General features: G+C 37.1%; 14 protein-coding genes. 2 read left to right on the forward strand and 12 right to left on the reverse strand.

Going from position 1 to position 15,423, the window contains the following annotated elements; translation table 11 throughout:
- The first annotated feature begins 103 nt into the window (after positions 1-103).
- Together ACR1PO_RS16910 and ACR1PO_RS16915 are read left to right on the forward strand one after the other, a co-directional pair.
- Entirely contained in the window at positions 104-1,915 is a 1,812-nt protein-coding gene (locus ACR1PO_RS16910) for a TonB-dependent receptor plug domain-containing protein (RefSeq protein ID WP_433987531.1), read from the forward strand.
- A 71-nt stretch (positions 1,916-1,986) separates the two neighbouring features.
- Complete coding sequence (locus ACR1PO_RS16915) at positions 1,987-2,703, forward strand: DUF2490 domain-containing protein (RefSeq protein WP_433987532.1); 717 nt, start codon at positions 1,987-1,989, stop codon at positions 2,701-2,703.
- Here ACR1PO_RS16915 and ACR1PO_RS16920 read toward each other — a convergent pair.
- The 12 genes from ACR1PO_RS16920 to ACR1PO_RS16975 all read right to left on the reverse strand — a co-directional run bounded on the left by ACR1PO_RS16920 (position 2,700) and on the right by ACR1PO_RS16975 (position 15,390).
- On the reverse strand, positions 2,700-4,748 hold the full coding sequence (locus ACR1PO_RS16920; protein WP_433987533.1) for a M48 family metallopeptidase: 2,049 nt from the start codon (positions 4,746-4,748) through the stop codon (positions 2,700-2,702). The genes ACR1PO_RS16915 and ACR1PO_RS16920 overlap by 4 nt on opposite strands.
- A 10-nt stretch (positions 4,749-4,758) precedes the next feature.
- Positions 4,759-5,205 carry a phosphohydrolase gene (locus tag ACR1PO_RS16925; RefSeq protein ID WP_041461800.1) on the reverse strand — a complete coding sequence of 149 codons (447 nt, stop codon included), beginning with the start codon at positions 5,203-5,205 and terminating at the stop codon, positions 4,759-4,761.
- 80 nt (positions 5,206-5,285) lie between these two features.
- Positions 5,286-5,621 (reverse strand): YegP family protein, encoded by a 336-nt coding sequence (locus ACR1PO_RS16930; protein WP_332387028.1) that lies wholly within the window; start codon positions 5,619-5,621, stop codon positions 5,286-5,288.
- A 133-nt stretch (positions 5,622-5,754) separates the two neighbouring features.
- Entirely contained in the window at positions 5,755-5,931 is a 177-nt protein-coding gene (locus ACR1PO_RS16935) for a hypothetical protein (RefSeq protein ID WP_433987534.1), read from the reverse strand.
- Between the two features lie 153 nt (positions 5,932-6,084).
- Positions 6,085-7,860: an acyl-CoA dehydrogenase FadE gene (locus ACR1PO_RS16940; protein WP_433987535.1), complete on the reverse strand. Its 1,776-nt coding sequence runs from the start codon at positions 7,858-7,860 to the stop codon at positions 6,085-6,087.
- Positions 7,861-7,978: 118 nt separating this feature from the next.
- A complete protein-coding gene (locus tag ACR1PO_RS16945; RefSeq protein WP_332387027.1) occupies positions 7,979-9,157 on the reverse strand; it encodes an acetyl-CoA C-acyltransferase in 1,179 nt (392 codons plus the stop codon).
- Positions 9,158-9,214: 57 nt separating this feature from the next.
- On the reverse strand, positions 9,215-9,562 hold the full coding sequence (locus tag ACR1PO_RS16950) for a four helix bundle protein (protein WP_433987536.1): 348 nt from the start codon (positions 9,560-9,562) through the stop codon (positions 9,215-9,217).
- A gap of 39 nt (positions 9,563-9,601) precedes the next feature.
- Positions 9,602-11,995: a 3-hydroxyacyl-CoA dehydrogenase/enoyl-CoA hydratase family protein gene (locus ACR1PO_RS16955; RefSeq protein WP_433987537.1), complete on the reverse strand. Its 2,394-nt coding sequence runs from the start codon at positions 11,993-11,995 to the stop codon at positions 9,602-9,604.
- A 53-nt stretch (positions 11,996-12,048) separates the two neighbouring features.
- Positions 12,049-12,501 carry a MarR family winged helix-turn-helix transcriptional regulator gene (locus ACR1PO_RS16960; protein ID WP_041461799.1) on the reverse strand — a complete coding sequence of 151 codons (453 nt, stop codon included), beginning with the start codon at positions 12,499-12,501 and terminating at the stop codon, positions 12,049-12,051.
- A 165-nt stretch (positions 12,502-12,666) separates the two neighbouring features.
- The gene (locus ACR1PO_RS16965; protein ID WP_332387025.1) at positions 12,667-13,590 is read right to left on the reverse strand and encodes an ABC transporter ATP-binding protein; all 924 of its coding nucleotides are present in this window, start codon (positions 13,588-13,590) and stop codon (positions 12,667-12,669) included.
- A gap of 243 nt (positions 13,591-13,833) precedes the next feature.
- Entirely contained in the window at positions 13,834-14,805 is a 972-nt protein-coding gene (locus ACR1PO_RS16970) for an iron ABC transporter permease (protein ID WP_332387024.1), read from the reverse strand.
- 24 nt (positions 14,806-14,829) lie between these two features.
- Complete coding sequence (locus ACR1PO_RS16975) at positions 14,830-15,390, reverse strand: TlpA family protein disulfide reductase (protein WP_332387023.1); 561 nt, start codon at positions 15,388-15,390, stop codon at positions 14,830-14,832.
- Positions 15,391-15,423: the final 33 nt, after the last annotated feature.

The raw sequence follows: 15,423 nt of genomic DNA on the forward strand, positions 1-15,423 counted from the left end.
GATGCAGCATGATGTTGCATCTTTTTTTATGACAACTATCATTTGCCTGTCTTGGTGAACTCCCTTACTTTTGGAGCCTGTTAAAAAAACTACGGAAACGATTATGATCAAAAAGATAGGAAGTGCTTTTTTTCTGGGATCTTTACTTTGGGTAAATGCACAGGAAAAGACAACAGATATTGAAAGCATTGAATTTCAGGGAAAATTTATCTCTACACCTTATAAAAGCGCCAACCAGAACATCAGTGTTATTACCAGAGAAGATATTGTAAATTCTCCTGCCAAAAGTATAGACGAAATTCTTCAGCAGGTGCCGGGAATGGATATCAGAAGGAGAGGAGCCAATGGGGTACAGAGTGATATCGGTTTCCGTGGAAGCTCTTTTGAACAGGTTCTCCTGTTGTTGAATGGAATCAGGATGAATGATTCCCAGACCGGACATAACAATATGAATATCCCGGTAGATCTGGATGATGTAGAAAAAATAGAAGTGATAAAAGGCCCGGCTGCGAGACGTTTCGGGCAGAATGCATATGCCGGCGTTATTAACATCATTACGAAAACTGTTCCCGGTAAAAAAGTGAAGATCAGTGCAGAAGGTGGAGATTACGGCTCGTATGGCCTTGGATTTAATGCACAGATGGGAAATGAGAAGTTTACCAATTCTCTTCAGGCTAATTCTGCTTCTTCAGAAGGTTATATGTTCAATACGGATTATGAAATCAGGAATGTATTTTACCAGGGAAAACTAAATATCAAAAACGGAGATGTAAGAGTACAGGCTGGTTTTTCAGAAAAGAAATTCGGGGCCAATGGTTTTTATGCTTCCAGTACTGCCACAAAACAGTATGAGGAGACGCAGGCTTCTATTGTAAGTGTAGCTCATCAGCAGACTTTCGGAAAGCTTAAACTTAACTCAAATGTGTATTGGAGAAGAGGTCAGGATATGTATCTTTATGACAGATGGAATCCTGACTTTTACAGAAATATGCATATCGGAAATAATGCAGGGGGAGAAGTGAATTCCAGCTACCAGTGGGGATTGGGAACAACCGGAATTGGAGTAGAGCTTAGAAAAGAATTTCTGGCGAGCAGTAACTTAGGAGACAGGAACCGTTTTGTTTCCCAGGTTTTCTTTGAACATCATTTTTCATTACTGGACAAAAAACTGAATATCAGTCCGGGGATTTCGTGGGCCAATTATTCTAAGGAAGGTAATTTCTTTTATCCCGGGCTGGATGTAGGATATAACTTTAATGCCAATAATAAAATCTACGGAAATATTGCAAAAGTACATCGTATACCAACCTTTACCGAACTGTATTATGTCAGCAGAACAGAACAGGGAAATCCTGATTTACAGCCTGAAAATGCGGTTTCATCTGAGGTAGGATATCAATATCAAGACAACAGGATTTTAGCTAAAATCAGTGGGTTTCTAAGAAATTCCAGTAATTCTATCGATTGGGTGAAAAATGATGTCAGTGATAAAGTATGGTTTGCCCAGAACGTAGGAGATATCAAAACGAAAGGAATAGAAGCAGAGTGGAGCCACAGACCGGTCGACTGGCTGAAATATACGGTGGGATATACTTATATCGACAGTAAATATGAAGAGAAAGAAGGTCTGGTTTCAAGGTATATTCTGGATAATCTGAAACATCAGTTTGTCTCGAAGCTGGAGGTCAGATTCCTGAAAAACTTTGTCAATGAGCTTGTTTACCGTTATAATGAGAGAGTAAATCTGGGAACTTATAATCTGGTAGATGAGAAACTGAGCTTTGCTGGGAAAGATTACTCTGTTTATGTGCTGATTAACAATCTTACCAATACAAATTATACGGAAGCCTTTGGTGTGGCAATGCCTCAAAGGTGGTTCCACATTGGGTTTTCTTATACGATTAATATTAAGTAGCTGTTAATTTAATATTAATGAAAGTTAATATTAACAAATTGTTAAAAAATATACATTTGCAAAAATTTTTTATGAAACGTCTTATAGGCTTAGGTTTACTACTTGGAATTTCTTTTTTTAAAGCACAGGAACACATTTCCAGCTTCAATGCAGTAACTCTGACCTATAAGTTTCATCCTAAATTTTTCCTGTATGCAGAAGGACAGCTGCGTGGTAATGAAGATTATACGTACCCTGATTATTATGAAATAAAAGGAGGGTTGGGATATAATCTCACCAAAAACCATAAACCTTTCATAGGACTGGGAAGATACGTCAATTATAAGGATCATAGTTTAAGCAGGGAAGAATTCAGGGTATGGCTTCAGGATGTTATTGATCTTAAAAAAGGCATCGTAAAGTTTGAAAACCGTTTCCGTGCTGAAAAGAGCTGGTTCTATGAGCCTAAAACAGATCAGACTTCTCAGAGAATGCGTTACAGGTACCGTCTGAATGTAAGTGTTCCTTTAAATGCCAAAACCATCAAGAAAGGAACTGTTTTTGCCAATGCATATGACGAGGTTTTCTTTGTCTCTCCGATGAAGCCTGCTTTTGCCAGAAACAGAGTCTATGGCGGTTTCGGCTATCAGATCGATGATTATTTTGGTATCGTGAGCGGCTATCTGTGGCAGCGTGAATTCGAAGCAAAAGGAAATAAAAATTTACATTTTATTTACCTCGCATTAAACATCAATATCGACGGAACAGACCACCACACAAAAACTTACGATTTCCCGGGAGCAGATTAATTTTTATTTAATTCTGCCTGAAAATTCAGCAGTTCCAATTTAGAATTAAGGTAATGATCATTCAGTAGGGTCTGATACTTTTCAACCACTAATGATATGGCGTTTACTTCATGTTCAAGATATTTGTCTTTGTTGAAATAGATGTACTCAGAATTTACAAATTCCTGTAGCAGGTTTTTATCTTCAGCTTTTAAAGCTTCTTTGTAAGCCGAGTTTTCTATCAGCTCTTTAGTCTTTTGTTTAAAAGGTTCTTCCGCTTTCAAAAGCTTGGCTCTGTGCTGACGGATTTCTTCAAACGGTAAAGTAACGGCCATAAACTGCAGGTATACCGTAAAATCATTAAGACTTTTCTGAAATACATCAAACTCTCTGTCTAATACTGCAAAATTCCTGTACTTGCTAAGAAGTTGTTTCTTAATATCTTCATTGGAAACATGGTAAAAATACTGAAAAATTGCTTTGTCATTTTCCAGAAGTTCATCTTTTACTCTCTTTAGTTCATTCTCCAGTTTAGGAATAAGACCAGCAGCATCTTTTGATTTGTATAAAGTACCGTCAAATCTGAAGGTTTTTATTTCTTTCGGATAGGAAACCAGATATTGCAGTGTCTGAATATCATTCTCTATTCCTGATTTTTCGTAGACTAAAGATACTTTTTTGTCACTGAAAAGATCAATATCATGATGAGAGTATGCGTCAGAAATTACAGATTCAATATTTTCTATAACAGGGTTGTGTCTTTCATAATATCCATTGAAATTTGAGCTGAACGTCTGATAAACATTATTATCCAGGTAAAGTCTGATGAAAGTTTCATCCTCTATTATTTCACCTGCGTTTTTTACAGCATGTAAAGTCAGATATTTTGAGGTCATAATTTCGCAGATCTTATCAAATCCGCTGATTATTTCTTTTGCGTACCTATGGTCTGCTGCTTTATTTCTGGTTTTGTTTGTTTTAATCCTTTCGACTCTTTTTAAAATATCGGGATGTGACGTCCATTGATCTTCAATTTCTATTCTGGATTTATTGTAGCGGGTAAGATCTTCAGCATCTATTTTAGGAAGTCCGTTTACGTAAGGGTGATTGTTTCTTTCAGATAAAATTTTCATCAAAGAAAACTGATTCTTATACAGGTCTTTCGGAAGATATTTCTGATTGTTTCCAATGTAAAAATTAAAAGAGTAATTAAAAGCAACATCGCTTAATTCCAGTCTTAATAAAGATGAGGTTTGTTCATCAGGATTGGTTATGTATGTTGAAATAGCATCTGCATGATATTCCATTTCTCTTTGAAGGGAAGCATGGTTTTTAAAAAGGAAACTGGACATGCTTTTAAGAACAGATTGAAAAGCATTAATGAAACTGACGGAAATCAGACCAAAAATTTTAAAAACAGCATTTCCTCCTGAAAACTCCATGATAAAGTTTTCGTAGTCTTTATTGTTGTAAACGGTCTCAAAAATTATTTTTTCAGCTTGATTCACATAACCACCCACTTTCATGCTTTTTTGGGAGAAATGCCCAAATTCATGAGCCAGAATTGTTCTGAGTTCTCCTATGCTTGTAGAGTTGATAAGCCCAACGCCAATCGTTAGATTTTTCTTAACAGGCAGAAACATACTCCAGAAAATAGAATTATAGCTTACACTGGCGTTTACATCCGGAGAAAGGAAAACTTTTTGAGGAGCTTTCACTCCTGTTTCAGCCACAATTTCATCAATGATCGCAAACAGCTGAGGCTGATGAGATCTGTTCACTTCCAGCAAATGACGGTTGCTGTAATGGTTTTTTCTGAAAATGAACTTAACAAGAAATATAAACACAAAAATACCTACACTTAAGAGTCCTGCTGCCCCTAAAACGGTAAAATAATTAACAGCAATGCTCAGCATTTTTATGGCTCCATATCCTAATAAGAATATCATGAGCAAAGAAGCGAGTATAAGCATCAGGTATATCAGGAAAAAAACTGAAATGGATACAATAGCAGATACCAGCTTAGATTGATAAGCCGATGAAATTTTGGGTAGGTTATTAGTCATGTGTTTTTTATTAATATTTCTCTATCAGATAACGATAGGCTTTCAGGTATTTATTGAATCTTTTAATATCCTTAGGAGTAAGCTCCCGGTTTACTCTTCTAAGGTCCATATTGTCACGAAGGTCATTCAGTTTTACGGCAACGGAAAGAAGGGATCTTTCTGTTCTTTTGATAAATTCATCATAATCTTCTTCCGGATCAAGCTTTGTCAGGCAGCTGATGGCGAAGATAATATATTCTGGAAACCCTTCCGATCTCAAATAATCCAGGCTAAACTCCTGTGGGTGGTCTTCTACCACATCATGCAGTACCCCAACGATTTTTTCATCCAGTGTCTTACCATAGTTCATTACACGCATTACATGAGCAATGTATGGAGCATGGTATTTATCGGTTTGTCCTTTATGAGCCTTATCGGCGATTTTGATTGCTTTATTCAGTAATTCTTCTTTTGTCATTTCTAATGAAAAATAGAGTACAAAAATAAAAAATGCCTTAAAAACTAAAGCATTTTTATCCATAATATTTCAGATGATTTTTACATCATTGTTTCATCCTCTATATGAGCATGCGGAGCGTTGTTTTTTACAGATTCTATTCCGTTTTCCATGCCATTATCGGATTCGTACATCTGGCTGGTTCCTATGATCTGTCCGTTTCCTGCTTTCAGATTAAAATAACATCTGCCATCATTGGCTGTGTTTCTTTCAAATTTTGAATCTTCCTGTGAATAGGTCTTTACAGATCCGATCCCGTTTTCGCAGGATGGTTTTGTGCTGTAACCCTGACTGGTTAGAATAACCTGTCCGTTTCCTGCTTTAAGGTTGAATTGAAAATCACCGTTTGATCGTTTAGAGATAATAAATTTTCCCATGGTAATAGTTTTTAGTTTGTGTTGTATTTATTTGGATTATGCTGTTTTTTAGGGTTTATTTCTAGCTTTTCCCGTGTAATGGCATTCAGAATTTTATATTTGAACAAAAGGGGAGTGCCCTTAGGGGTAAAGGTCAGTATTTTATACAGTTCTTTCCGTGGTTGATCTGATTGTAGAGCAAAATATCCTGGCAGCTTATCCTTATGATCATTTTTGTGGTATCTAATTGGGGAACTGGTACTGAATTATCCTTTTTTTGTGCTGTAAGTGTAGCGGAAATAAAGAAAGTGGGAAGTAATAATGTTTTCATCAGTTTGTTAATTTAAAATAAAAATACTGATTTTTTCTGAATTATATTTATGAGATAACGATAAATTCAATGTCAATAATAACAGATAGTGGTAAAAAATAAAAACGCCTCAAAAAAATGAGGCGTTTTAAATCAAATGTATGTTATTAAAGACTAATAAGATCCTTTTTCAATATAATGGGCAGCAATTTTTTCAGTTAAAGCTACTACATTCGGATGGTTGGTATACTTGGTGAATCTTCTTAATCCTGAAAGCATCATTCTCTGCTCGTCTCCCTCAGCAAAAGATACGATTCCTTCTTTAGCAGCAGTGATAATTTTCTCAACCGCTTTATAAAGATTCAATTGAGCCATAGCTGCTTCTACAGAATCAGGAGAGAAGTGTTTCTCTGCTCTTAATACTGCAGATTCTGCCATATAGATCTGGTTCAGGATTTCAGAAGCATTCAATAATAAATGCTGCTGTTTCTCAATATCCATCATATATTTCTGAAGAGCAGCTCCGGAAACCATTAAGAATACTTTCTTAAGATTAGCAATAATTGCTTTTTCCTCACTCATAAATTCTGAATAATCAGGAACTTCAAATGAAGGGATACCCATCAATTCTTTACTGATGGCCATGGCAGGAGACAACAGGTCTAATTCGCCTTTCATGGCTCTCTTGATAAGCATTCCTACTGCTAACAATCTGTTGATTTCGTTCGTACCTTCATAGATTCTTGAAATTCTTGAATCTCTCCATGCAGCTTCCATAGGAGTATCTTCAGAGAATCCCATACCTCCGTATACCTGAATTCCTTCATCTGCAGTGTGCTGGGCAAGATCAGATACAAATACTTTAAGGATTGAACATTCTACAGCGAATTCTTCAACTCCTTTTAATTCTGCTTCCTGGTGGCTTAGTCCGGCAGCTACCAATTCATCAATTTTATCCTGAATGTTTTTAGCAGCTCTGTAAGAGCCAGCCTCACTTACAAACACTCCGGTTGCCATCTCAGCAATTTTCTTTCTGATAGCCCCGAAAGTGGAAATTGATACACCAAACTGCTTTCTTTCGTTAGAGTATTGGATAGAGTGGTTTAAGATTCTTCTCTGTGCATCAAGACACGCTGCCGCTAATTTGATACGGCCTACGTTCAATGCATTTAAAGCGATTTTGAAACCATTGTTTCTTTCTCCTAAAAGATTTTCCACAGGAATCTTCATGTCATTAAAGAACACCTGGCGTGTAGAAGAAGCACGGATACCCAATTTATGCTCTTCTTCACCGAAAGTTAGGCTTTCAGGGTTTTCAAGCTCAGATCTGTTGATTACAAATCCGGTAATGTTTTTATCATCATCAATTTTAGCGAATAATGTAAATGTATCTGCAAATCCTGCATTAGAGATCCACATTTTCTGTCCATTGATGATATAGTGTTTTCCGTCTTCGGAAAGTTTTGCTCTTGTTTTTCCTGAGTTGGCATCAGAACCTGCATCCGGCTCTGTCAGACAGTAAGCTCCGAATTTTGTTCCTGTTGCTAAATCCGGAAGGTATTTTTTCTTTTGCTCTTCAGTTCCGTAAAGGACGATAGGTAGGGTTCCGATTCCGGTATGTGCTCCGTAAGCTGTTGCCAAAGAACCTGTTGTTCCGGAAAGATAATCACAGGCAAGCATTGTGGTCACAAATCCCATTCCAAGACCTCCGTATTCTTCAGGAACTGCAATACCCAACATTCCCATTTCGCCCAGTTTACGCATTGTTTCTTCAGTAAATGCATAATCTTTCTTTTCGAAACGCTCTTTTTGAGGCACCACCTCTCTGTCTATGAATTCTTTTGCAGAATCACGAAGCATTTTTTGCTCTTCATTCAGTTCTTCAATGCTGAAAATTTCGTTTGCAGGAATTTGCTTAATCAGGAATTCACCGCCTTTTAATGTAGCCATATCTGTTTTTTTTATTTTTTGTAAAAAGTATAATGTAAAATGTACATTGTACTTTTTTATGAAATTATTATTATGTAAGATTTAATACTTTATACATTGTACAACGGACATTATACAATTATAAAAGTTCAAAAATAGAAGCCGCTCCCTGTCCGGTTCCTACGCACATAGAAACCATTCCGTATTTGTTGCCGCGTTTTCTCATTTCATCAAGAAGCTGAACCGTAAGTTTGGTTCCTGTACATCCAAGCGGGTGGCCAAGGGCGATGGCTCCTCCATTTACGTTTAAGATGTCAGGATTTAAACCTAATTCTTTCTTGATCGCAACTGATTGAGAGGCAAAAGCTTCGTTGAGCTCAATTAACTCAATATCTTTTAATTCAAGACCGGCTTGTTTCAACGCTTTCGGGATAGCATAGATAGGCCCCATTCCCATGATTCTTGGCTCCAGTCCGGCGGCAGCGTAAGCTACTAATCTTGCTTCAGGCTCTAATCCTAATTCTTTTACCATTTCCTCACTCATTACCATTACGAAAGCTGCGCCGTCACTCATCTGAGAAGAGTTTCCGGCAGTTACGCTTCCTCCGTTGGCAAATACAGGTCTTAATTTTGCAAGGCCAGCTAAAGAAGTATCAGCTCTTGGACCTTCATCTACTGAAAAATCAAACTTTTTGGTCTGCAGTTTCTGATTTTCGTCCAGGAAGTTATATTCTACAGGAATCGGAACGATCTGGCTGGCAAATCTGCCTTCCTGATTCGCTTTTAAAGCCTTCATGTGAGATTCAAAAGCAAACTGATCCTGTTCTTCTCTTGTAATTTTATATTGTTTTGCCACTTCTTCAGCCGTGTAACCCATTCCCCAGTAATAGTCAGGGTTGGTTTTTGCGATATCCGTTTCAGGGACAGGTTTATAACCTCCCATTGGAATATATGACATCGATTCGGTACCACCAGCGATGATACAATCCGCCATGCCAGCCTGGATTTTTGCAGAAGCAATTGCAATCGCCTCACTTCCTGAAGCACAGTATCTGTTTACTGTAACTCCCGGAACTTTATCCGTATTTAATCCCATCAAAGAGATCAGACGTGCAACGTTCAGCCCTTGTTCAGCTTCAGGCATTGCATTTCCTACGATAAGGTCATCAATTCTGTTTTTATCTAATTGCGGAAGCTCAGCCATTAATTTTTCAATAACGGTAGCCGCCATCACATCAGGACGTGTAAAACGCAGAGAGCCTTTTGGCGCTTTTCCTACTGCTGTTCTGAATCCTTTTACTATGTATGCTGTTTTCATTTTTTTTTGTATTAAAGTATTTATGTAAAATGTATTTATGATTAAAATGTTTAAGTATTAAAATTTCTGCTTCAACTTTGCTAACATATTTTGTATATGCTTGATTTCTGAATAAATAATATTAAAATCATCATTTTGAAAGAAACCTAAATCATTTGCAACTAATATCTGGGTTTCAAATTCAAATGAAGATCCTAATGCTATATTTAAAAAATGTGAAAACTGAGCATCTGTATCCCTGCCTGCTCCCTCAGCGATATTAGAAGGAATTGAATATAAACTTCTTCTTGACTGGGAAGTCAATCCGAACATTTCATCTTTTGGAAAACTGTTTGAAGCCAGATAAAATATTTTACAAAGCTTCATTGATTTTGACCAAACTTCTAAATCTCTAAAATTATGCATCGTGAATACATTAATACTTTTTACATTTTACAAAAAAATCTAGTTTCTCAACGGTTTTCCATTTTGTAACATATACTGAATTCTCTCCAGAGTTTTTCTCTCTCCGCAAAGCTGTAAGAAAGTTTCTCTTTCAAGGTTCAGCAGATATTGTTCTGTAACAACTGTAGGTTCAGACAGGTTTCCACCTACCATTACGTTGGCCAGCTTATCTGCAATTTTCTTATCATGCTCAGAAATATAGTTTCCTGTTAACATCTGGTCTGTTCCTACATAGAACATTCCTAAGGCATCTTTACCAAGAACTTTTACTTTCTGCTCAATAGGTTGGGTATATCCTTGTTCTGCCAGTAGTTTGGCTACTTTTTTAGCCTCTGCAATCTGTCTGTTTTTGCTTACAGAGACAATATCTTTTCCTTTTTCAAGGATTCCCATATCATAAGCTTCATAGGCTGAAGTGGCAACTTTACCCATAGCGATGTTCATGAAAGCATCACGAAGCCTGTTATTTTTAACATCATCGTTGTGGAATTCCCTGGAAGTTCTTAGAGTCAGTTCTTTAGTACCACCACCGCCGGGGATTACCCCAACTCCGGTTTCTACAAGTCCGATATACGTTTCAGCGGCTGCAACCACCCGGTCTGCATGCATTGTCATTTCGCAGCCTCCGCCTAAAGTCATTCCGTGAGGAGCAACTACTACAGGAATAGAAGAGTAGCGTACTCTCATCATGGATTTCTGGAAGTAAGCGATAGCCATATTCAGATCATCCCAATCCTGCTCAATAGCCATCATGAGGATCATAGCAAGGTTAGCTCCTACAGAGAAGTTTGCTCCCTGGTTCCCGATTACCAGTCCGTCGTATTCTTTTTCTGCCAAATCAATCGCTCTGTTCAATCCATCAAGAACTTCACCTCCGAGAGAGTTCATTTTTGAGCGGATCTCAAAGTTGATAATTCCATCTCCCAAATCTTCAATAGCAGCCCCTGAATTGCTCCAAAGTGTTTTATTTTTTCTGATATTATCTAAAATGATAAATGCATCCTGACCTGGAATTTTATTGTATTCTCCTGAATTTTTATCCACATAAATACTTTGTCCCTCATCATTAACTTTATAGAATGTTTCTACATTTTTTACCCAATCCGAAACTTCATATCCTGCATCTTTTGCCAGTTCAATACCTTTTGCAACGCCTACAGCGTCCCAGATTTCAAACGGACCGTTTTCCCATCCGAAACCGGCTCTCATAGCATCGTCTATTTTGTAAACTTCGTCAGAAATTTCAGGAACTTTGTGTGACACATAAGCGAACAATGCGCCCAGAGATTTTCTGTACAATTCACCGGCTTTATCTTTACCGCCGATCAGCACTTTGAATCTGTCTATCGGTTTATCAATAGATTTTGTTAATTCCAGGGTAGGGAATGATGATTTTCCCTGAAGCTCATATTCTAAAGTATCAAGGTTTAATCCGTGAATTTCAGATTTTCCTTCTGCATTTTTCACTTTTTTATAGAATCCCTGCTCTGTTTTTGAACCCAGCCACTTGTTATCCATCATCTTCTGGATATAGTCAGGAAGTGCAAAAACGTCGTTGAAATCATTGGCTTCAGCACCACTCTGGCGAACTCCGTTGGCTACCATTACCAATGTATCAAGACCTACCACATCAGCTGTTCTGAATGTTGCAGATTTCGGACGTCCTATAACCGGACCTGTTAATTTATCAACATCAGAAACGGTAAGTCCTAATTTCTGTACATTGTGAAGAAGATCCATCATAGAGAAAACTCCGATTCTGTTGGCAATGAATGCCGGAGTATCTTTTGCCAGAACCGTGGTTTTACCTAAGAATTTCGCTCCATAGTTCATATAGAAATCGATGATCTCAGGATCTGTATCGTTAGTAGGAATAATCTCTAAAAGAGGAAGATATCTTACCGGGTTGAAGAAGTGCGTTCCGGCAAAGTATTTTTTGAAATCCTCGCTTCTGCCTTCTGTCAGCAGGTGAATAGGAATCCCGGATGTATTGGAGGAAATTAATGTTCCCGGTTTTCTGAACTGTTCAATCTTTTCGTAAACCGACTTTTTGATATCAAGCCTTTCTACCACCACTTCAATGATCCAGTCCGTATTTTTGATTTTCGGCAAATCGTCATCGAAATTTCCGATTTTGATTCTGTCTGCAAACTTTGGTGAATAAAGAAGTGCAGGACTTGCTTTTTTAAGTTTTTCAAAGTTTTCGGAAGCAATTCTGTTTCTTACTACCTTATCATCTTTGGTCAAACCTTTTTTCTGTTCAGCTTCAGTAAGTTCAAAAGGAACAATATCCAAGAGTGATACTTCAACACCAATATTGGCGAAGTGAGCTGCGATACCGCTTCCCATAATTCCTGAACCAAGAACCGTTACATGTTTGATTCTTCTTTTCATATGTAAATTTTTATTTTGAGAAGATTAGATGGAACCGAAAGGTTCATCATAATTTATTTTCTGTTATTTAATAATTCGTTTGCTATTTTCATGATTTCGCTCATTACATCTTTGAACGTTTCCATCTTTTCAGGAGAGATCTTTTCCATGACCTTCTTGTTAAAGTTGACAACGACCTCTTTAGACATATTTCTGGAGTTTAACCCTTTATCTGTAAGTTTAATGATAACCTCTCTCTTATCAGTGGTTGTTTTTTCCTTATAGATATATCCGTTATCTTCCAGAAGTTTGATGATTCTCGTTAAAGAAGTCGGCTCAATAGCCATCTTTGGACCGAGATTGGTACTTCGGGTCCCTTCTTTAGGATCTATTTTAAGAAGAGTGAGGGCCTGTACAGCCGTTGAATCATGTTCCTGAGCTAATTCTGTGTACATTTTTGAAACAGCCAGCCAGGTCTGCTTTAAAATTAAATCTACGTTTTCTATTTTTTCCTTATTATTATCCATCATTTTTGCGCCAATGGTTTTACCCAAATTTAATAAATATTATGCATGCATAATATTTATTAACGTTAAATTTTGTTAATAACCTGATAGTAAATAGATTAAATTGTATGATTAGCATAATACTATGCATGCATAGTATATGAATTAATCAAAGAAAACCTAGTATTAATGAATGTTTGAGATTAAATTAACAATTTCTTCAAAAGATTCACATTGGTAATGCGCGGAATCTTTAGTAATTACCCAAAATGGGGCCTGAAATTCAAAATTCAGGTCAGACAGGTCTTTTGGGAAGTTTTTTTGAAGCAGGGAATACAGCATTTCCTTGTGAAACTGGGGAGCGGAAATAAAAGGCGGAATAAAAGTCTCGTTGATTTGAAATAAGGAAGCATTGGTAAGCTCACTATGCTGAAGTAAAATGTCCTCAACAATCCCGGAATACAGATGGCTTTCTTTTACATACCAGATCTTGTCTGCAAACTCTTTGGCCAATCGCCAGTCATGGGAAGAAAACAGGATAAGCTTATTCTGGTCCCTGGCCAGTTTTCTCAGGGTTTTGAGAATGATGATTTTGTTTTTCTCATCCAGATGGGTTGTAGGCTCATCCAGGATAATGATAGGAGAGTTTTGGGTAATGGCACGGCCGATAAATGCTTTCTGCAGATTTCCGTCTGAGAGGTTTTTAAGAAGAGTATATCGGTATTGATTTAAGTCCAGTTCTTCAATAATATGGGTAACTTCTTCGCGGTCTTGTTGGGTTAACTCAAAATAAAAAGGGTAATAAATGTACTTTCCCAGGGAAATGAGGTCCTCAACTGTATAATGCTGCGGTATTACCGACTTTGAAAAAACGATGGCAATGTTTTCTGCAATTTCCTTTACCGAAAGATTCTTTACATTTTTGCCATTAATAAAGATTTCGCCATCCAGTAAAGGAAGCTGATTTAGAACAGACTTGATAAGCGTTGTTTTTCCAACCCCATTATTACCAATCAGCAGGCATACATCCCCAAGCTTTAAATCCGCATTGGCATTGGAGATTAGTGTTGTACTGTAACCGATATTAGCCTGTTTGATCTGTAGGTGCATACTTGATTCTTCTTGATTGATTGCTGTGGGTTTTATGGATTTGTTATTTCTTTGATTCTGTTTTGTTTTTTCATGCTGAAAGCATCTAGACAAAGTAATTTAGATTCCTTCGGAATGACACAGTATGATTGATTTCCTTTTTTACCCATTGAAGTAAGTTATAAAATTATTCTCAAATTCTATGAGTTATTTTCCTGGTCTGTATTATTTTGAAATTGGTTGCTCGGTTTATATACACCATCATCACACTTTATTCTGTTTCAATAGCATCATCAGAATCACAGGTATTCCAAAAACCGAGCTTATCACATTCAAAGGAATCTGTGTTTTTTCTGAAATGACAGAGAAAAGCAGCATGATCAGCATTCCCAGAAACATATTAAGAATCCACTGCTGCCATAGTCTGGATGGGTTATAAACCAATCTGCAGAAGTGAGGAACAATGATTCCGATAAATAAAATAGGTCCCAGAAATGCAGTAATAGAAGCGGATAGAAGGGAGGATGCAATGATGATTAAAAGCTTCAGCTGTTTCAGGTTTACTCCTAAACTTTGTGCATATGAATTGCCGAGAGAATTACCGATAAGTGGTTTTATAGCCTTAAAACAGATGAACATACCGATAAAAACAAGGACAGACAATACATAAATCTGGTTTCTGGTCACCATATTATTCGCTCCGAAAGACCATAAAATATAGTTTTTAAGGCTTTGATTTTCCGCATAAAACTGAAGTAATGACACAATAGCACCGGCAAAAGCAGATATGAGAAACCCGAAAATAATAAGGTATGATTTATCCTGAAATCTGTTGGACATGGACAGCAATATCAGCATCAGCAGTAAACTCCCGCCAATGGCTGATAAACTCAGGAAACTATTTTGTAAAAACTCAGGCAGTAGAATATTATGGGAGAAGAAAATATAAAAGGCAACCGATAAACTGGCGACCGATGTTATTCCCAATATATCAGGTCCTGCCAGCGGATTCTGGAAATATTCCTGCATCAGAAAACCTGAAGTAGGAATTGAAATTCCGGCCAGCATCATTACCAGAACACGGTTGATGCGGATTTCGGCAATTTGGTTATGAGCTGAATCCTGAAAGAAATCCCCGAAACTTAAACTTAAAAATCCTGTGTTCATATTAATGACAGCACTGATAATAATAGCGGTCACAAATAATAAACACAGGATTTTAAATCTTTTTGACATGATTCAGAAAGAGTTCAGTCTATTTTATTTTAAGAAAGAATCGATTTTTGAATTCAGGACATCTTCCGTCATCATTCCCAGATATTCATCAGTTTTATCACCTTTTCTCATGAAAGTAAAAGGAATAGAACCTCCGTCCCACTGTTTGAAGTTGTTATGGAAGAAGTTTTGATCTAATTTTTGTCCGTCCAGTAAGACGATGCTGTTTCCCAGTTTGTTTTCTGCAGCAAAATTCTTAACAGCACCGGCCCATTCAGCTTTGTCATCAAGGTTTACAAAGGTGAATTTTACAGGCTTTCCTTTTAATTCCTCCATTTTACTTTTAAAACTTGGAATTTCTCTCATACACGGGCCACACCAGGTTGCAAAGAAATTGGTAACATATAAAGTGTCATTATTTTTTGCCAGATGCTGGCTTACATTTTCCGGGGAGAGTTCTTTGGGAAGAACTGTACTTCCTTCAGCTTCTGTGGTTTGAGATACAGAAAGGGAATCTGCAGAAGCTGTGTTTTCAGTTTTCTGACCTTCTTTTTTACAGCTGTACAATGCAGTAAGAAGTAACGTGGATAAAATTATCTTCTTCATAAATTATTTTTTATCTATTTTTGAATTGAAGTT

The sequence above is a fragment of the Chryseobacterium amylolyticum genome (assembly GCF_051011775.1).
Lineage (GTDB): Bacteria > Bacteroidota > Bacteroidia > Flavobacteriales > Weeksellaceae > Chryseobacterium.